15 protein-coding genes are annotated in these 19194 nt (G+C 66.5%); 5 read left to right on the top strand and 10 right to left on the bottom strand.

Going from position 1 to position 19194, the window contains the following annotated elements; genetic code table 11:
• Positions 1-15 precede the first annotated feature (15 nt).
• Complete coding sequence (locus tag AWY79_RS18550) at positions 16-480, bottom strand: 4Fe-4S ferredoxin (RefSeq protein ID WP_066802349.1); 465 nt, start codon at positions 478-480, stop codon at positions 16-18.
• Positions 470-1552, bottom strand: a complete 1083-nt coding sequence (locus AWY79_RS08140) for a 4Fe-4S dicluster domain-containing protein (protein ID WP_066802347.1) — start codon at positions 1550-1552, stop codon at positions 470-472. Before AWY79_RS08140 ends, AWY79_RS18550 begins: the two co-directional genes overlap by 11 nt.
• A gap of 388 nt (positions 1553-1940) precedes the next feature.
• Here AWY79_RS08140 and AWY79_RS08135 point away from each other — a divergent pair, with 388 nt between their 5' ends.
• The 4 genes from AWY79_RS08135 (at position 1941) to AWY79_RS08120 (ending at position 6897) form a co-directional block, all read left to right on the top strand.
• Positions 1941-3269, top strand: coding sequence for a citrate synthase (locus tag AWY79_RS08135; RefSeq protein ID WP_078063706.1), 1329 nt, complete (start codon positions 1941-1943; stop codon positions 3267-3269).
• 60 nt (positions 3270-3329) lie between these two features.
• A complete protein-coding gene (locus AWY79_RS08130) occupies positions 3330-4109 on the top strand; it encodes an NAD kinase (protein WP_066802343.1) in 780 nt (259 codons plus the stop codon).
• 133 nt (positions 4110-4242) lie between these two features.
• Positions 4243-6108: a DEAD/DEAH box helicase gene (locus AWY79_RS08125; RefSeq protein ID WP_066802341.1), complete on the top strand. Its 1866-nt coding sequence runs from the start codon at positions 4243-4245 to the stop codon at positions 6106-6108.
• Between the two features lie 3 nt (positions 6109-6111).
• Positions 6112-6897 (top strand): hypothetical protein, encoded by a 786-nt coding sequence (locus AWY79_RS08120; protein WP_066802340.1) that lies wholly within the window; start codon positions 6112-6114, stop codon positions 6895-6897.
• On the opposite strand, the gene AWY79_RS08115 is transcribed toward AWY79_RS08120, so the two are convergent.
• Positions 6881-7957 carry an HD-GYP domain-containing protein gene (locus AWY79_RS08115; RefSeq protein WP_066802338.1) on the bottom strand — a complete coding sequence of 359 codons (1077 nt, stop codon included), beginning with the start codon at positions 7955-7957 and terminating at the stop codon, positions 6881-6883. The genes AWY79_RS08120 and AWY79_RS08115 overlap by 17 nt on opposite strands.
• A gap of 243 nt (positions 7958-8200) precedes the next feature.
• Here AWY79_RS08115 and AWY79_RS08110 point away from each other — a divergent pair, with 243 nt between their 5' ends.
• Positions 8201-11518, top strand: coding sequence for a hybrid sensor histidine kinase/response regulator (locus AWY79_RS08110; protein WP_133987083.1), 3318 nt, complete (start codon positions 8201-8203; stop codon positions 11516-11518).
• On the opposite strand, the gene AWY79_RS08105 is transcribed toward AWY79_RS08110, so the two are convergent.
• The 7 genes from AWY79_RS08105 to AWY79_RS08075 all read right to left on the bottom strand — a co-directional run bounded on the left by AWY79_RS08105 (position 11515) and on the right by AWY79_RS08075 (position 19178).
• Positions 11515-12420 carry an Lcl C-terminal domain-containing protein gene (locus AWY79_RS08105; RefSeq protein WP_066802334.1) on the bottom strand — a complete coding sequence of 302 codons (906 nt, stop codon included), beginning with the start codon at positions 12418-12420 and terminating at the stop codon, positions 11515-11517. The genes AWY79_RS08110 and AWY79_RS08105 overlap by 4 nt on opposite strands.
• Positions 12417-13778 carry a dihydrolipoyl dehydrogenase family protein gene (locus tag AWY79_RS08100; protein ID WP_066802332.1) on the bottom strand — a complete coding sequence of 454 codons (1362 nt, stop codon included), beginning with the start codon at positions 13776-13778 and terminating at the stop codon, positions 12417-12419. The genes AWY79_RS08105 and AWY79_RS08100 overlap by 4 nt, the downstream gene beginning before the upstream one ends.
• 148 nt (positions 13779-13926) lie before the next feature.
• A complete protein-coding gene (locus AWY79_RS08095) occupies positions 13927-14538 on the bottom strand; it encodes an SET domain-containing protein (RefSeq protein WP_066802330.1) in 612 nt (203 codons plus the stop codon).
• Between the two features lie 13 nt (positions 14539-14551).
• Positions 14552-16546: a GNAT family N-acetyltransferase gene (locus AWY79_RS08090; protein ID WP_066802328.1), complete on the bottom strand. Its 1995-nt coding sequence runs from the start codon at positions 16544-16546 to the stop codon at positions 14552-14554.
• A 163-nt stretch (positions 16547-16709) separates the two neighbouring features.
• Positions 16710-17507 carry an energy-coupling factor ABC transporter ATP-binding protein gene (locus AWY79_RS08085; RefSeq protein ID WP_066802326.1) on the bottom strand — a complete coding sequence of 266 codons (798 nt, stop codon included), beginning with the start codon at positions 17505-17507 and terminating at the stop codon, positions 16710-16712.
• A 1-nt stretch (position 17508) separates the two neighbouring features.
• On the bottom strand, positions 17509-18381 hold the full coding sequence (locus tag AWY79_RS08080; protein WP_066802324.1) for an energy-coupling factor ABC transporter ATP-binding protein: 873 nt from the start codon (positions 18379-18381) through the stop codon (positions 17509-17511).
• Positions 18372-19178, bottom strand: a complete 807-nt coding sequence (locus AWY79_RS08075; protein WP_066802322.1) for an energy-coupling factor transporter transmembrane component T family protein — start codon at positions 19176-19178, stop codon at positions 18372-18374. Before AWY79_RS08075 ends, AWY79_RS08080 begins: the two co-directional genes overlap by 10 nt.
• Between the last annotated feature and the right edge of the window lie 16 nt (positions 19179-19194).

The raw sequence follows: 19194 nt of genomic DNA, 5'->3' as shown, positions 1-19194 counted from the left end.
GGAGTGTGACGAAACTTATCGCTTACGCACGGCATAGGCCGACGCGCCCCGGACGAGGGCGACCAGGGCCAGGACGCCGAGCACCATGACCAGGGTGAGGTGCACCCATTCGATGGTCACGATCCACAGCGGGTCCAGGGTGACGTCCGGCAGGTTGCGGTAGACGCGGAGCAGGCCGGACACGGCCAGGCCGCCGACCGCGACCGCGCGGGCCGCGCCGAGCCGGGTCAGGGTCAGCTCGCGACGCCAGGACCGGAGCCAGTTGGCCGCGGCCAGGGCGATGACGAACAGGAAGAGCGCGCCGAGCACGTAGTGCATCCTGTGCACCAGGAAGAAGTCGCCGGTCCAGGCCATGCCCGGCACCGCGGTCAGGGCGTACCGCTTGGCCAGGGGCATCTGCATGAACCCGGTGAAGGTCAGGGCGGCCACGGTGAGAATGAACAGCCGGGAGAGCCAGCGGGGATAAGGTCTATTCCTCATGGCCGCCCTCCCCGGATTTCAGGAGCCTGGAGCCGAGGCCGAGGACGCCCGCCGCAATGCCCGCAAAGGGCGCGATGAGCGTGGCCGTGGCCAGGTTGGTCTCGTCGGCCATGACGTCCTTGACCGGACCCATGTGCGGCTTGCCGGGGCCGAGCCCCTTGCCTGCGGGCTTGCCCTTGCCTTGGCCCTTGGTCTGCGGTCCCTGGCCGGCTCCCTTGCCGGAGTCTTTGTCGATGGCCTTGTCGATGAGCTCGAACGGCACCGGGGAGACGTACAGGGTGTTGGTCCCGCCGTTTTCCTCCAGCCCGTAGATGAATCCGCTCATCCCCTTGGCCAGCTTTTTGGCCTGGGCCACAATCTCGTCGCGCGGCCCGATGGTCTGGACGTTCTCGGGGCAGACGGAAATGCAGGCCGGCACTTCGCCCTTGTCGAGCAGCTGGTAACAGCGGTCGCACTTGTACATGACCCCGTTGCCCGCCAGGCGGGGCATGAGGTGGCGATAGAGGCCCACGCCGGACTGCCGCTGGGGGATGTGCCAGGGGCAGACCGTGCGACACTTGGCTCCGCCCATGCAGAGGTTGTCGCTGATCCGGGTCAGCCCGTTGAGCTGCTTGTTGGCCGCGCCGAAGGGACACATGTTGGCGCAGGGCGGATTCTGGCAATGCATGCACCGCCGGGGGATGTTGATATCCCAGGATTCGCCGTCGTAGTCCACCTGGGCGTTCTGGAGGAACAGCCAGTTGTAGGGGGTCAGCCGATCGTCCCGGTCGCGCATCTCCGACCAGTCCTCGGTCTTGGCGCGCCGCGCCGGAATGAGCTCGGGGAACGGCTTGACCGGTTCCGGAAACTTGTGCGCGTTGGACTCGCGGCAGGCGGACACGCACTCGCCGCAGCCGATGCACTTGGACAGGTCGAGCAGGGTGGCCAGTTCGCCGCCGGACGGGGCGGGTACGCGCTCGCTCGCGGCCAGGGCGGTCCCGGCGGGCGCGAGCGCGGCCGCGCCGCCCACGCCCAGGGCCTTGAGGAACCCCCGTCGGCTGACCTTCCCAGCCTGGTGTTTCTTCTCCGACATGTCGGTTCGTGACCTCGTCTTGATGATGTTTGCGGACCGGACATCCTTTCCGTTGCCGCGTGAATATACCCTATAGGGGTATAATCCCGAAAGTCAACCCCGAGGGATGAAATCCCGTTTAAATGGGGGGAAACGCACGGCAAGGCGGCGCTTGTACGGACTATTTTCGCATTCAACTAATTTAAATAACTCAATTTCAAGTATAGGCCCCCAACAGGTGGTTTGACACTCCCGGCCCTTTTGGTGTAATTATTTTTTTCGGATTGTGAGTCCTATCTTGATCGGATGCTCCCATAGCATGGTGCGGCCAGACCTCCCAAGGCCGACCGAAACCAGGCCATACAACCGAATTTTCTTCTCGCCCGGCACAGGCCGCGAGGCTTGACCTATGATCTCCAGAGGTAACCAGATGCAGAACGACGACAAATCCCTTTCCGGCAAGACCGCACAACTCATTCTCGACGGCAAGACCTACGATCTGCCCGTCATCGTCGGCACCGAAAACGAGCATGCCATCGACATCCGCTGCCTGCGAACGGACACCGGCTACATCACCTATGATCCAGGCTACGGCAACACGGGCTCGTGCCAGAGCGACGTGACCTTCGTGGACGGCGAAAACGGCATCCTCCGCTACCGGGGCTACCCCATCGAGGACATCGCCGCCCAGGGCACGTTCATCGAGACCGCCTACCTGCTCATCTTCGGCGAGCTGCCCACCCGCGCCCAGCGCCAGGAATTCCGCGACATCCTCAGCGAGCAGGAGCTGCTGCACGAGGGGCTGCGCCATCATTTCGAAGGGTTCCCGTCCAGCGGCCATCCCATGGCCATCCTGTCCGCCGTGATCAACGCGCTGGGCTGCTACCACCCCGACCTGCTGGAGCTCTCCTCCCAGGAGGACTTTCTGCGGGCCGCGGCCAAGATCATCTCCAAGGTGCGCACCATCGCGGCCTGGTCCTACCGCAAGGCCCAGGGGCTGCCGTTCATGTACCCGGACCCCAAGCTCTCCTACTGCCGCAACTTCCTGCACATGATGCACTCCATCCCGCACCGGCAGTTCGAGCCGACCGACGCCCAGGTCCGCGCCCTTTCCCTGTTCTTCCTGCTCCACGCCGACCACGAGCAGAACTGCTCCTGCTCCACCGTGCGCATGGTCCAGTCCACCGAGGCCAACCTGTTCGCCTCGGTCTCGGCGGGCATCTGCGCCCTGTGGGGCCGATTGCACGGCGGGGCCAACGCGGGCGTCATCAAGATGCTGGAGCAGATCAACCAGGGCGAGGCGACCATCCCCGAATACATCGAACGGGTGAAGCGCAAGGAGTTCCGGCTTATGGGCTTCGGCCACCGCATCTACAAATCCTTCGACCCGCGCGCCAAGATACTGCGCGAGGCGGCCCACGACATGCTGGAGTCCACAGGATACGACGACCCGCTGCTGGACATCGCCCTGGAGCTGGCCGAGGTGGCGCTGAACGACGAATACTTCACCGAGCGCAAACTCTATCCCAACGTGGACTTCTATTCCGGCATCATCCTGCGCGCCCTGAACATCCCGGTGAACATGTTCCCGGTGATGTTCGCCATCGGCCGCATGCCGGGCTGGATCGCCCATTGGCACGAGGCGGCCAGGGACGGAGTCAACAAGATCCACCGCCCGCGCCAGATCTACACCGGCCTCAAGCCCAGGACCTACATCCCCCTGGACTCCAGGCTCTAAGACAGAGGACCAAGGCCCCGCACGGGGCCTTTCCCGTTTTTCCGCCCAAAGACAACGACCATGCACAGCGCCGCGTCCATAGAGAAGATAGCCTGCGTCGCGTCCGACACGCCCAAGGCGCGCGAAGGGCTCGACCGGCTCGCCAGGAGCTACCCCCTGGTCCCTGCGGACCGGGCCGACGCCCTGGTGGTCCTCGGGGGCGACGGGTTCATGCTCCAAACCGTGCACGAATACATGGACGCGGGCATCCCCTTCTACGGCATGAACCGGGGAACCATCGGCTTCCTGCTCAACCGGTTCGACCCGGACGGCCTGATGGAGCGGATCAACCTGGCCCGGCCCCAGCCCCTGAATCCGCTGGTCATGACCGCCGAGACCGTGGACGGACAAACCTTTTCGGCGCTGGCCTTCAACGAGGTGTCCCTGCACCGCTATTCGCAGCAGTCGGCCAACATCCGGCTGAGCATCAACAGCCGGGAGAAGCTGGAGCGGCTCGTCTGCGACGGCATCATGGTCGCCACCCCGGCGGGCAGCACGGCGTACAACCTCTCGGCCCAGGGGCCGATCATCCCGCTGGGGTCCAACGTCCTGGCCCTGACTCCGGTCAGCCCGTTTCGCCCCCGGCGCTGGAACGGCGCACTGCTGCCCCACTCCGCCGTGGTGGAGTTCGACATCCTCGACCCGGCCCGCCGCCCCGTGGGCGCCGCAGCCGACTCCTTCGAGGTCCGCGACGTGGTCAGGGTCCGCGTGGTGGAGGACCACTCCCGGCCCGCGCGACTGCTTTTCGACCCCGGACACTCCCTGGAGGAGCGCATATTCAATGAACAGTTCGTCCACTGACGGGGAGGGGCGACCGGCCACCTTGTGCAACGTGGGCAATCCGGTATAGTGTTCCCCGCGACGAACAAATTTCCCATTCCGGCCCCATGCACAATACTCGATGGCCGGAATTCACATCACACAGTAGGTACCAATGGAAAACGACACCCAGCATCCCGACAACGGGAACGAAACGACCCCGGTCGTAAACGGCCCCGAGCCGATCACCTTCGACACCCTGCCGGAGCCGCTCCGCCAGGCGTGCGACAGGGCCGGATGGGACAAGCTCATGCCGGTCCAGGAACGGGCCATCCCCTTCCTCCTCGAAAATCAGGACGTCATGGTCCAGGCCCGCACCGGCTCCGGCAAGACCGGCGCCTTCGTGCTGCCGCTGATGGAAAAACTCGACCCCGCCAGCCCCAAGTGCCAGGCCATGGTCATGGTTCCCACCCGCGAGCTGGCCAAGCAGGTCGCCCAGGAGGCGCGCATGCTGGCCGGAGACGACGCCCTCAAGGTGGTCGCGGTCTACGGCGGCGTGGGCTACAAGGAGCAGCTCGACGCCTTCCGCGACGGCGCGCACCTGGTGGTCGGCACCCCCGGCCGCATCCTCGACCATCTCATGCGCCGCAACCTGGTCCTGGACGACCTGCGCGTGCTCATCTTCGACGAGGCCGACCGTATGCTCTCCGTGGGCTTCTACCCCGACATGGTCGAGGTGAAGCGCTATCTGCCGCGCAACATCGACGGTGCTTTCATGTTCTCGGCCACCTTCCCGCCCAGCGTGCTGCGGCTGGCCGAGGAGTTCATGGACAAGCCGGAATTCCTGAGCCTCTCTTCCGACGAAACCAACGTCTCGGCCATCGCGCACCAGTTCGTGGAGGTCCAGGCCATGGGCAAGGAGCGCAAGCTCATCAAGCTCATCGAGCTGGAGAACCCCACCTCGGCCATCATCTTCTGCAACACCAAGCGCAACGTGGAATTCACCGCTGCCCTGCTCTCCCAGTTCGGGTTCGACGCCGAGGGACTGACCTCGGACCTGACCCAGAACAAGCGCGAGGCGCTCATGGCCCGCATCAAGGAAGGCAAGCTGCGCTTCCTGGTGGCCACGGACGTGGCCGCGCGCGGCATCGACATCCCGGAGCTGTCCCACGTCTTCATGATGGAGCCGCCCGAGGACCCGGAATCCTACGTGCACCGCGCGGGCCGCACCGGCCGCGCCGGAGCCACGGGCACGGCCATCACCCTGGTGGACGTGATCCAGCGCATGGAGCTGGAGCGCATCGCCACGCGGTTCAAGATCTCCTTCGACGAACTCAAGGACCCCACCGAAGAGGACGTGACCGCCATCATCGAGGAACGGCTTACCGCCATCCTGGAAAAGGACTTCCGCAAGCTGACCAACCTCCAGAGGGAGCGCGTCTCCCGCTTCCTGCCCCTGGCCCGGAAGTACGCCGGGGACGAGGACTCCCTGGCGCTCATCGCCATGCTCCTGGACGAAATCTACCAGCCCACCCTGCACGGCAGGCCCGCCGCTCCCGAGGCGGACCGCCAGCAGCCCCGGCCCCAGCGCGAAAAGCCCGCCCGCAAACGCGGCGCCCGCAAGGATGAGGGCCGAGGCGGCGGTCAGGAACAGTCCGCACGGCCCGAGCGGCCCGAGCGGTCCGAGCCTTCCGAGCGGCCCGAACGGTCCGAGCGGCCGGAGAAGTCCGAGCGGTCCGAGCGGCCCGAGCGGTCCGAGCGGCCCGAACGGTCGGAGCGGTCCGAGCGGCCTGCACGTTCGGAACAACCCGAACGGCCCGCGCAAGCCGAAGCGCCCGAAAAACCCGCCAGGCAGGAAAAACCCGTCCGCGAGGACGAACCGCAGGAACGGCCCGCCAAGCCCAAGAAGGCCGAACGGCCGCCCAGGGCCGAGAGCGAACCCGCGCCCGCCAGGGACGAAGCACCGTCCGGCGACAACGAGGACAAGCCCAAGGCCAAGCGGCGCAGGCGCAGGAGAAGGCGCAAGCCCTCCTCCAGCTAGGCCGTGGCCGCGACCGATCTGATTCTCGGCCTGGCGGCAGGCTATCATTACGGTGACGTTCGCCCGTTTCTCGCTTCCCTGGAAAGGGCGGCGTTTGCGGGCGAAACCGTTCTTTTCGTCTCGGAGACCACCCGCGACCTGGACCGCATGCGGGAACACGGCGCCGCCCTTGCCCCGGCCGCGCGCCGTCCGGGCCTGGAGGAGGTGCCGTACAACGCGCTGCGCTATTTCCTCTATCTGGACTGGTTGCAATCCTGCGGCAGGGAATACCGCCGCATCCTGATAACCGACGTGCGCGACGTGATCTTCCAGCTCGACCCCTTCGCCCATCCCTGGCCCGAAGGGGTCAACTGCGTGCTGGAGGACGAATCCGCGACCGTGGGGTCATGCCCGTTCAACGCCCGCTGGGTGCGGGAGCACCTTGGCCCGGAGCGGCTGGCCGCCATAGCCGACCGGCCCGTGTCCTGCTCCGGGACCACCGTGGCCGACCACCGGTCCATGATCGAATATCTGAAGTCGATGACCGAGCTGCTGGTTCCACCGACCGGCGGCGAGTGCATGGCGGGTTACGACCAGGGGGTGCACAACCACCTGATCCATACGGGGGCGATCCCCGGAGTCCGGTTGACGGGCGACGAAGGGCCGGTCCTGACCCTGGCGCAGACCAGGGGCGAACCGCGGACCGACGCGGACGGCAACGTCCTCACCGCCACGGGGAGGATCGCCCACGTGGTCCATCAGTACGACCGCAAGCCGGGGTTGTTCGGAATCGTCAGGAACCGGTTCTGACCAGGCAGGCCGGGCCTTCCCAGTTGAGGCTCCCCTCGTCGGCGACGCTCTCCCTGATCTCGCGCACGGCGTCCATGCAGCCTACGAAGAGGTCGGCCAGAGCGGGATCGAAATGCACCCCCCGCTGTTCCTTGATGTACGCCACGGCCCTGTCCTCGGGCCACGGGTCCTTGTAGGGCCGCTTGGAGGTCAGGGCGTCGAACACGTCGGCCAGGGCCACGATGCGCCCTTCCAGCGGGATGTTCTCGCCGGACAGCCCCGCCGGGTAGCCGGAACCGTCCCATTTCTCGTGGTGGGTCAGAGCGATGGACCGGGCAAGGACCAGCAGCTCGTGATCGTGCCTGCCGATGATCTGCGCCCCGATGGTGGTGTGGGTCTTCATGATCTCCCACTCGTCCGGGTCGAGCCTGCCCGGCTTGTTCAGGATATGGTCCGGAATGCCGATCTTGCCCACGTCGTGCATGGGCGCGGCGCTGTGGAGGATGTCCGCCGCGCTCTCGTCCATACCGGCCGCCAAGGCCAGGATGCGGCAATACGCGCTCATTCGGATGATATGCATGCCGGTCTCGTTGTCCTTGTATTCGGCGGCCACGCCGAGACGGCGGATGATTTCCTGGCGCGTCAGGTAGAGATCGCGGGAACGCGCGGCCACCTTGCGCTCCAGCAGCACGTTCTGGTTGTGCAGGGCCAGGTGGGTGCGGACGCGGGCCAGGACGATGGCCGGACTGACCGGCTTGGTGATGTAGTCCACGCCGCCGACCTCGAAGCCGCGCGCCTGGTCCTCCTCCTGGTCCCTGGCGGTGACGAAGATCACCGGGATGTCCCGGCTGCGCAGGTCCTCCTTCATGATCCGGCAGACCGTGTACCCGTCCATCTCCGGCATCATCACGTCCAGCAGCACGATATCCGGCGGGCTGGAGGAATTGACCAGGGCCAGGGCCTCCTTGCCGCTGAGCGCCGCCTGCACGCGGAACTCGTCCTTGAGCGTCTCCACGAGCAGGTCAAGGTTGGTCGTCACGTCGTCGACCACCAGCACCGTCTGTTTTTCGTTCTCGTTCATGAACCCTCCGCTTTGCGCATTAACGAAACAAAAGTTTACGCTGGCCGTGCGGGCCGACAATTATAATCCACTTTGGCCGGGAAATCGCTTATTCGATATATGTCATAAGGTCGATAAAACCTTGCCCGCCGCATGCCGCGGGCGCTTTTCCAGAATATTTATAATGCTCAGGCCTGAAGGACCGCGCTATCGTATGACCAAATCGGCAGTCCCCGACTCCCGGCGGAAGACCAAGGATTGGATGTGAGACGATTGAAACTTACCTCGATATGGGTACGCAGCTTTATCGGGACCATTTTGTTCCTGGGCGGAATCTCGGCCTTCGGACTGTACATGCTCTACAGCCAGGCGCGGTCTTCCATCGAGAAGACCATCCGGATGAACGAGCAGGTTCACAACAGGATGGTCACCCAGGAAATCGACCTCGACCTCAAGAACCTGTTCATGGACCTCTCCCTCGTGGCCAACCACGTGGAGACGAAGCGATTCCTTCTCGATCCCACGCCCGAGAACCGGGCCGACCTGGAATCGGAATTCCTGGCTCTGTGCACCATCAGCGAGGCCTACGACCAGGTCCGGCTTCTGAGCAACGAGGGCATGGAGCTGACCAGGGTCAACTATAACGGCGGCTCCCCGGCCGCTGTTCCGCCGGACAATCTCCAGGACAAGTCCGACCGCTACTATTTCACCGATTCCCTGCCGCTGAAGAACGGCGAGGTCTACGTCTCCAAGTTCGACCTGAACATCGAGAACAAGCAGATAGAACTGCCCCTGAAGCCCATGATCCGCGTCTCCACCCCGGTCTACGACGACGGCAAGCGGCTGGGCATCGCCATTCTCAACTACCTGGGCCAGCGGATCATCGACAAGTGCATGGATAGCCGGGACCTGCAGGGGAGCACCACCCTGCTTCTGAACAAGGACGGATACTGGCTCGCCTCGCCCGTTCCGGACCAGAACTGGGCGTTCATGTACCGGGGGCGCGAGAACATCCGGTTCAGCGCCCGGCATCCCGAGGCCTGGGAGCGGATACAGCAAACCGACTTCGGCCAGTTCACCACTCGGGAGGGCGTCTACACGGTGTCCACGGTGAGCGTCTCCCCCCAGACCGGAATCCGGACCAATGCCCGCCAGACCCACAGCTGGAAGGTGGTCTGCTTCACGCCCAACTCGGTGGTGGCAGCAACCATCAGACCCGCCCGGAACAACTACCTGGTCATCTTCGGGCTGCTCATGCTGATCATCATTTTCGGCGGGCTGACCCGGGCGCGGTTCATGGCCGCCGGGGAGAAGAACAGGCAGGCCCTGGAATCAGCCCGCAAGGAGGCCGAGGAGGCCAACCGGGCCAAGAGCGACTTCCTGGCCCGCATGAGCCACGAAATCCGCACCCCCATGAACGCCATCATCGGTTTGACCCACCTGGCCCTCAAGACCGGGCTGACCGCCAAGCAGGCCGACTACCTGTCCAAGGTTTCGCTTTCGGCCAATTCGCTGTTGGGGATCATCAACGATATCCTCGACTTCTCCAAGATCGAGGCGGGCAAGCTGACGGTCGAGGAGTCCGACTTCCTGCTCGACGACGTGCTCAACAACGTCATCAACATCCTCGGCCTGACCGCCGAGCAAAAGGGCATCGAATTCCTGCTCATGGTCAAGAGTTCGGTCCCCAACCGGCTGCGCGGCGATCCCCTGCGGCTCGGCCAGGTGCTGCTCAACCTGACCAACAACGCCATCAAGTTCACCAAAGAGGGCGAGGTCATGATCATGGCCGACCTGATCCGGGAGAACGACACCGATGCCGTCATCCGCTTCTCGGTGCGGGACACCGGCATCGGCATAGACCGCGAGCACATGGCCCGGCTGTTCCAACCCTTCAGCCAGGCGGACGGCTCCATCACCCGCCAGTTCGGCGGCACCGGACTGGGGCTGGTCATCTGCAAGCGGCTGGTGGAGCTGATGGGCGGCGAAATCACCGTGACCAGCGACCCCGGATTCGGCAGCGAATTCACCTTTGCCCTGCCCTTCAAACTCCAGCCGGAACACGCCAAGGACACCTTCGAGTACCCTTCCGAGATACGGGGCATGGCCGTGCTCGTCGTGGACGACTCCAAGATGTCCCGCAAGGTCATGTGCAAGGTGCTCGAATCCTTCACCTTCAGGGTGGAGATGGCGACCCGCGCCCGTGAGGCCCTGGACATCCTGGTCCGGCGCGACGGGAGCGACCCCATCATGCTGGTGGTCACCGACTGGAACATGCCCGACATGGACGGCATCCAGCTGACCAAGGCCATCCGCAAGAACCGGGACATCACCCAAAAGCCCAAGGTGATCATGCTCACGGCATACGGCCAGGACGCCATCCGCCACCAGGCCAGGGAAGCGGGGCTGGACGGGTTCATGCTCAAGCCGTTCAACCGCTCCATACTCTTCGACACCATCATGGACGCCTTAAGCGGCAACAGCGAGCGACGCACCGGCACGGTGGTGCAGGCCGCACAGGGCGGCGTGCCGGACAACCTGCGCGGCGCACACGTCCTGCTGGCCGAGGACAACGAGATCAACCAGCAGGTAGCACAGGAGATACTGGAGGGCGCGAACATCAGCGTGACCATCGCGACCAACGGCCGGGAGGCCGTGGAGCTGGCACTTTCCGAGGATTTCGACGCGGTGCTCATGGACATCCAGATGCCGATCATGGACGGATTCAAGGCGGTCAAGGCCATTCGGGAGGCGGGCAAGACCGACCTGCCGATCATCGCCATGACCGCACACGCCTTGGTGGGCGACAGGGAGAAAAGCCTGGGGTCCGGCATGAACGACCACGTGACCAAGCCCATCGACCCGGAAGTACTCATGGAAACCCTGTCCAAATGGCTACCCGGGAGCCGAGACCACGGGGAAGCGCAAAAGGCCGAACCGGCCACCGGTCCCGCGCCCGCCCCCAAGAACGGCGGGTTCCCGACCATCCCCGGCCTCGACGTGGACAACTCCCTGGTCAGGCTGCGCGGCAACGAAGCCCTCTACCGAAAGCTGCTCCTGGACTTCGCCAAGGACAGCGGCCCCATGCTGGACAAGTTGGCCGCCGGGGCCGAGGATGATGTAGAAGAGAGCCGTGCACTGGCCCACAACATCAAGGGCGTGGCGGGCAACATCGGCGCCGCCCGGCTACACGCCCTGTTCTCCGAGCTGGAGAACCGGCTGGGTCATGTGGACAGCCGCCCCCTCCTGAAACGGGCTGTGGAGGAATTGCGAGAGGTAAGCAAGAACATCCAGGCCGCCTTCCCCTCGGAGGAACGTGAAGAGGACGACCTGGGCGAGCTGGACGTGGAAGGAGTCATGGCCCTGCTGCCGAAGCTTGAACGGTTGCTGGCCCTGCTCCGGAAGCACGACGTGGACGCGCGGACCGTGTTCCGGGACGTGGAGAAGGACCTGCGGCACTCGGCCCCGGTGCAGACCACGCACATCTGCGACCAGATAGACCACTTCAACTTCGGCGAAGCGGGCAAGGAACTCACGAATCTCATCGAGCTGTGCCGCGAGGATGAAGACTCCCGCGCCTAGGCGTCGCGCACGGGCCAGACGTGAAACTCGGCGTGGTCCTTGAAGCCCACGCCCACCGCGCCCTTGTGCAGGTAGAGGCAATAGGCCCACCCCTGCTCGTAGCCGCTGTCCGTGGCCGACCAGTACTCCTCGCGCACGTCGCGAAAGGGGTGTCCGCCGGGCAGGGCCGGGTCCGCACGGGAGCAGTCCGTCAGCGACTCCAGCTCCATGATCTCCGGCAGCCGCCACGGCAGGCCGGTCTCGGCGGCCAGTCCGGCCACTGCTTCGCGGGCCGCCGCATGGTCCACCATCCCACCGGCCAGGTCGGTGCTCTCCATCCAGATCAGGCCGGTCATGCGGTCCAGCATGCCGCCCCCCTCGGCGGGAGCGAACCTCGGCTCGGGCCAGGGAAGCCCCATGCGCAGCGCCCCGTCCTGGCCGGTCCCGGCGCACTCCACGGGCTCGCCTCGGGCATCGAAGCAGGCCCGTTGCCCGGTGACGAAGAGGAAATCAGACTCCCCGCGCACGGGCCAGACCACGGCGTCGTCGGTCTTGCGTCCGAAGAACATGCGCCCGCCGCTGAACTGCACCCACCAGGCATAGGCGCGGTCCCGGGCCGAGCTGGTGGAGGTCCAGCACTTGCCGGACCAGACGTTCACGAAGGGGTGGTTCTCGGGCAGGGCCGGCTCGCGCCGGGCGTGGTCGATGAGCGAATACAGCTCGCGCCGGTTGGGCAGCCGCCAGTCGGCAAAGCCGTGCCGCGACTCGCGGTTCATGGCCGCCACCAGCTCCAGGGCCTCGGGCCAGGACAGCCCGGTCTCGGCGGCCTGGGCCGACCGGGGCCAGACCAGGCCGGTCAGGGTGTCGACAACGATCTCGCCCTCCACGGCGAACCGTTTCTCAGGCTGTTCGATCCGGGTCATCCGAGCATGTACCTCACCGTGTAGCCGAAGGACGGGTACGCCCAGGGATGGGCCAGGAGGTCCGCGCGAGTGAGGTTGTGGCGGATGGCCAAGCCGAAGATGTTGGCGATCTCCTCGGCGTGCTGGCCGAGATAATGGGCGCCCAGGATGCGGTCGGTTCCCCGCTCCACCAACACCCGATAGCCCGCGTGGGACAGCCCCAGCCTTTCATGCTCGGCCCAGCCCGCCGCGTCGCCCTCGAAGATGTCGAACTCGAATCCCTGCTCCCGGGCCTGTTCCTCAAGCCTGCCCACCGCCGACAGGGGCGGATGGGTAAAGACCACGGCCCCGGTCCCGGTCAGGTCGGCGGTTGCCGGTCCCTTGCCGGTCAGGGTGCGGACCACCGCGTCCGCCTGGAGCGCGGCCACCGGGGTCAGGGGCAGCCCCGTGGCGGCGCAGTCGCCCGCCGCGAACACGCGGGGGTTGGAGATCGAGCGCAGGTTGGCGTCCACCTCGATGCCGTGCGGTCCGGCCTGCACCCCGGCCCGGTCCAGGGCCAGCCCGTCCAGGTCGGGGACCCGGCCCGCGCCCTCCACGACCGCCGAGGCCACAAAGGTCCGCTCGCCGCCGTCCGCGTCCGCACAGCGCACCAGCACGCCGTCGCCGTGCCGCTCCACCGCCCGCACGGGCAGGTCGGTGTGCACGGCCACGCCCTGGGCCTCCATGGCCAGCACCAGCTTGCGGGACAGGGATTCGTCGAACCCCTTGAGGACCCGGCCGCTGCGGTGGAGGATGGTCGCCCTGGCCCCGGCCGCGGCCGCGACCCCGGCGAACTCGAAGGAGATGAACCCGCCGCCGATGAAGATCAGGGATTCGGGCAGGGGATCGAGGTCGAGGAAGTCGTCGCTGGTCAGCAGCAGCTCCTCGCCCGGAACGTCCAGCCGCCGGGGAACCGCCCCGGCCGCGACCACGATGCGGTCCGCGCCGATCGAACCATGCCCCTCCACCTCCAAGGTGTCCGGGCCGGTGAAACGCGCCGCGCCGTGGAAGGTCGCCGCGCCCCGGCGCTCGAAGGAGCGGAACACCGCGTCCGAGATGGGATCGATGGACGAATGCTTGAAGCGCATGAGCGCGGGCCAGTCCAGCCCCACGTCGCCGGTCACGCCGTGGGCGGCCATGTCCCTCGCCCGGACCACGGCATGGGCCGTGTCCGCCAGGATTTTCTTGGGTTCGCAGCCGCGCAGGGGGCAGACCCCGCCCCATCCGTTGCGTTCCACCACCGCCACGGACAGCCCCGCTTCGGCGCACTTCCGGGCCACGATGCCGCCTGCGGGGCCGGACCCGATCACGATCACGTCGAATTTCCTTTTTTCAGCCAACGTTAACTCCGATTGCGTTTCCGATCGGGCCGACGAAGCGGCCGGGGATCGTTTCCTCCATCCTCGCACAATCGTGGTGAAAGTAAAGGGCGGCCCGTTTCCGAAAGAAACGGGCCGCCCTGTCGCGCCGTGAAAATCCCGGCGGTCCCTATTCCGAGAACCGGCAGTCGGGGTCGGCCAGCCACTTCAGGTTGCGCACCGAGGAGTAGTCCGTCTGCCCGGAAACGAGGGCCTGGATGCGGTCGAGCTGGTCGCCCTGAAGCAGGTCGTAGAGCGGCTGCTCCACCCTGGGGATGCGCAGCAGGCTCTCGCGGATGAGCCGGTCCCAGGCCTCGGCGTGGACGTCGATGTCGTCCAGCCGCAGGTGCTCGCGGCAGCTCTCGCACCCGCAGCAGATGGCGTAGGGCTCCTGGATGTTGAGCAGCCCGTACTCGGTGGTGATCTCATCCCCGGCGCCGATGTCGCGGACCGCGATCTCCAACCCGTAGTCGGTCATCATGGTGTTGGGGTGGCAGTTGTGGTTCATGTACCGGGCGTGGTCCCAGCTCAGGACCAGGTTGCCGCACTTGTCGTGATAGAGATAGGTCTCCATGGTCTCCCGCTGGGGCGCGGGCAGCCGGGCGAACTCCTCCCGGCTGAGGCAGAGGTCGAACCGGTCGCGGACGACCACGATGGTCCCGCGCGGGATGGGATGGGTGGCGAACACGCCGACCCCGATGGCGGGATCGCCGGAGAGCACCCTGGTGTACGGATGGATCACGATTTGTCCCTCGCTAGTAGATGTAGCGTATCTGATGCCGTTCGGCTTCGATGCGGTTGTAGATGGAGCGCATGATGCGCTCGTAGAGTTCGTCGCCCAGGACCAGGTCCTCGATGCCCACGTCCACGTTGGGGTTGTCGTTGACCTCGATGACGTAGGCCTTGCCGCCGATGTCCTTGAGGTCCACCCCGTAAAAGCCGTTGCCGATGAGCGACGACGCCTGGATGGCGGCCTTGAGGATGTGCGCGGGCACCTGGTTGGCGGACACCGTCTCGGACGGGCCGCTGAACCCCTCGTCGCACTCCGGCTCCTGCCAGTTGTAGATCTGCCAGTGGTTGTTGGCCATGTAGTACTTGCAGGCGAACAGCGGGGTGTTGTCCATCAGCCCGATGCGCCAGTCGTACTGGGAGACCAGGAACTCCTGGGCGATGACCAGGTCCGTGCGCTCGAACATCTCGGCGAGCTTGGCCTTGAGCTCCTCCACGGAGGAGACGCGGAACACGCCCAGCGAGAACGAGCTTTCGGGCAGCTTCAGGACCAGGGGCAGGGGCAGGGAGCCAAGAAACCGGTCCGTGCAATCCTTGCGCGTCAGGTGCCAGCCGCGCGGCTGGTTCACGCCCGCGTTGGCCAGCCGCTCCTGGAGGTAGACCTTGTTGGAGCAGAGCATGATGGACCACGGGTCGTCCACCACCACCAGCCCTTCGGTGTAGGCGTGGCGCGACATGGCGTAGGTGTGGTTCTCGATGGCCGTGGTCTCGCGGATGAACAGGGCGTCGAACTCGCAGATGCGCCGGTGATCCGCCTTGGTGATGAACTCCACGAAGAAGCCGACGCGCTCGGCGGCCTTGCGGAACTTCTCCAGGGCCTGGGGACAGGACGGCGGCGTGGGCTCCTTGCCGTTGACCAGGATGGCCAGGTCGTACTGGTAGCTTTTGAGCCGGGGGCGGCTGTACCGCTTCTTGAGGCAGTATCCGGCCAGCGCCTCGCGCAGCAGCTCCGGGTACCGCTTGGCCACCTGCTTGAGGTGCAGGACCTTGACCTTGCGGAACTTCCACCCGTCCTGGCGCTCCATGGTGATGGTGAAGAACGGGATGGTGAACAGGGAAAAGAGTTTGCGGCCCAGCTCGGCGCGGCACGGGTCCTCGGTGCGGCCCAGGATGATGGTCAGCTCCAGGACCTCGCCCCGGGCTGGCAGCGGCTTGGGATGGATGGCGTCCTTGATCTCGTCGAGCAGGCTTTGGGCCACCGGGGGCGTGGTCACGTCCTTGACGGTCATCACCGACGGGGTCACGCGGTGGTTGCGGGCCGTGGCCAGCAGCGAGACGTAGTACCCCATGGAGTGGGTCCTGTAGGAGTTGCACAGGTTCAGGACGTGGAACCGGTTGGAGTTGGCGTAGTTGGTGTCGGACAGGTAGTCCGTGGCCGACACGAACTGCACGCCGGGGCAGCAACCCTTGACCCTGCCCGGCTCGTCCACCACGATGACCACGCTCTCGGGCGACCCCTCGCGGCTGGACGGCATGAGCACCATGCGCACGGCGGGCTCCCCCGGCCCGTAATAGTCGGAGAGGGTGCGGATGGGCTCGAACCCGAACTTGCGGTACCAGTTGACCAGCTTGGGGTTGTTCATGTCCGCTTCCAGCGACACGCGCTCGTAGCCGTGGCTGGCCGCGAACTCCACGATGTGGCGCAGCAGCGCTTCGCCCAGACCGAGCAGGCGGTGCTCCGTGAGGATGGCCAGGGAGTAGATGCGCAGGGACCGCTTGTACTGGAAGACCACGGCGGTGCCGGCCGGAGTCGGCTTCCTGCGCTTCTCCTTGCGCTCGATGACCAGGGCCAGCTGGCTGGGGCTGGTGATGCTGCGCTTCAGGCTGGCGCGCGAGCTCTGCCGGTTTTCACTGAACCCGGTCCGTTCGCAGGCCTCGAACACGGGCAGGTCGCCAAGGGTCGCCTGGCGGACGGAATGTGAAGGATATGAGACGTTGGGCGTCTCGCACGCAAGGCTCATGCAACAGCCTCCCGCAGATGGGCGAAAAAAGGGCCTCAGGTCATAATCCGCACGCCTGAGAATGAGCCTCCCATATACCTCGTTTCACCACAGGTAAACAGAAAAAGGAGGGGACCCCCGCCCTTTTTTGAAACAGGGCCGGGACGCCCGTGGTCCGGGAGTTTCAGCGCTGCAACGAAGCCAGGAAATCGGACGGTGCGAAGCGCTCGGGACGGACCCCGAAACGGGCGCACAACCGGGCCACCTGGCAGGGAAGCAGGCCGCAGGATTCGAGCAGGTCCCCGCGCTCGAACAGCCCGCCCACGGAGCCGTCGTAGCGCAGCCGCCCGGACTCCAGGCAGACGGCCCGCTCGCAGTTCTCGGCCACGAAGTCCATGTCGTGGCTGATCAGGATCACGCCCTTGCCCATTTCCCGCAGCTCGGCCAGGGCCGAGGCGAGCAGCCCGGTCTCGAAGGAGTCGAGCCCGGCAGTGGGTTCGTCCAGGACCAACAGGGGGGTGTTCATGGCCGCCACCGAGGCCAGGGCCAGCCGCTTGCGCTCGCCGAACCCCAGGTCGTAGGGGTTCTCGCCGCCGCGCCCGGCAAGGCCGAACAGGGAAAGCGCCCAGCCGGTCAGTTCCGCCACCCGCTCCGAGCCGAAGCCGAGGTTGCGCGGTCCGAAGGCCACTTCTTCCTCCACCCGGCTCTTGCAGATCTGGTCGTCCGGGTTCTGGAACATCAGGGCCGCCTTCCAGGCCAGGGACGCCACCGTGCACCCGGCCGTGGACCGCCCGTCGAGCAGCACCTCGCCGGATTCCGGGCGCAGCAGCCCGTTCAGGTGCCGGGCCAGGGTGGACTTGCCCGACCCGTTGTGCCCGGCCAGGGCGACGCACTCGCCCGGGGCCACGGATAGGGACACGCCCCGCAGGGCCGTGACCCCGCCGGGATAGGAAAAGGTGACGTTGCGCAGTTCGGCCAGCATGCTACCCCTCCCCGCCGGGCCGGATTCCCGCACCGGCCTCGAGCCCGGCCACGGCCTGCTCCAGGGTGACCGCGGGCGGCCGTCCGGCCTCCCACATCCCCTGCCCCGCCGCCAGCCGCGCCACCTCGGTGTAGCGATTGGGGCAGAGCCCGGCCTCGGCCAACGCGGGAGAAGCCAGGACCTCTCCCGGAGGACCGTCCAGGACCACCCGCCCGCCGTCCAGAACCAGCACCCGGTCCGCGAACCGGGCCACCCATTCCAGCCGGTGCTCGGCCATGACGATGGTCCGCCCTTCGCGCCGCAGGGAATCGAGGGTCTCGAAGAGCGCCAGCGCCGCGCGGGGATCGAGGAAGGTGGTCGGCTCGTCCAGAACCAGGACCCGAGGGTCGCAGGCCAGGACCGAGGCCAGGGCGACCTTCTGCTGCTGGCCGCCCGACAGGCTCGCGGGGGACCGGTCCGCGAGGTCCTCGACCCCGGCCAGGGCCAGGGCGAGCCCCACCCGGTCCGCCATCTCCTCTCTCGCCACGCCCCGGTTCTCCAGGCCGAAGGCGACCTCCTCGAACACGGTGAAGCGCGCGCCGGAGAACTGGGCCGTCGGGTTCTGCATGACCAGCCCAACGTTGAGGGCGATGTCCGCCACGTCCGAATCCCGCGTGTCCAGCCCGTCGACGGTCACCCGCCCGTCCATGGTCCCGCCGTAGAGATGGGGGATGACCCCGGCCAGGGCGTAGCACAGCGTGGTCTTGCCCGCGTTGTTGCGCCCGACCAGCGCCGTGAACGTGCCCGGCTCGATGGCCAGGTTCAGGCCGTTCAGGGCCGGGACGTCGGTCGCCGGATAGGCGTAGGAGAGCCCGTCAAGGGAGATCAGAGCCATGGCCGCCCCGCCGCCTTGTAGAGGATCAGGCCCAGGGAGCCGAGGAGCATCAGCCGCCTGGCCCAGCGCTGGGCGCCGCTGTCCCGGACCTCGCGCCAGGCCGAGCGGGCCGTGCGGGAGTTGAAGCCCCGCACCTCCAGGGCCACGGCGCGTTGCTCGATGTCCATGAGCGCGCCGAGCAGGAACGGCTTGACCAGGGGGAAGAGCCCCCGGACACGCCTGGTCAGCCCTCCCTCGGAGTCCAGCCCGCGCGCCCGCTGGGCCGCCTGGACCGAGGCCGCCCGCGCGCGCATGGCCGGAAGCATGAGCAGCGGGCTGCCCACCAGGTAGGCGATCTTGGGCGACAGCCCGGCCCGGGTCACGGAGGTGACGATGTCCGCCGGGTGGGTGCACAGGACAAAGAGCAGGGAGGCGGTGAGCACCACCGCCACCTGCAGCAGTACGGTCCCGGCAAAGAGGAGTCCCTCGCGGTACACCGCGACCCCGTGCCAGGCCGCGAGCGCGGTCCGGTTGTCCGGGTGGAGCAAGCCGTGGATGGGGACCATGAACAGGGCCAGCGGCAGCATGACCTTCCACAGCAGGGACCATGCCCTGGCCCCCGTCCCGGAGGAGGCCAGCAGCCCGCCGTTCACGGCCAGCAGTACGGCGCAGACGAGCCACGTCCCGGCCGTGGTCCGGACGGGAGGGGCATAGGCCAGCGCCGCCGCGAGCAGGATGTAGGCCAGCTTGGTCAGCGGGTTGAGCCCGTGAACGAGGGAGCGCCCCTCGACGAAGAGGGTCGCGGAGGTATCGGCCATGGCGGAACCGCCCGAG

Origin of the sequence: Pseudodesulfovibrio indicus (assembly GCF_001563225.1) — a bacterium.
Classification (GTDB): Bacteria; Desulfobacterota; Desulfovibrionia; order Desulfovibrionales; family Desulfovibrionaceae; genus Pseudodesulfovibrio; species Pseudodesulfovibrio indicus.
This window is presented reverse-complemented; position numbering and strand designations above follow the sequence as displayed.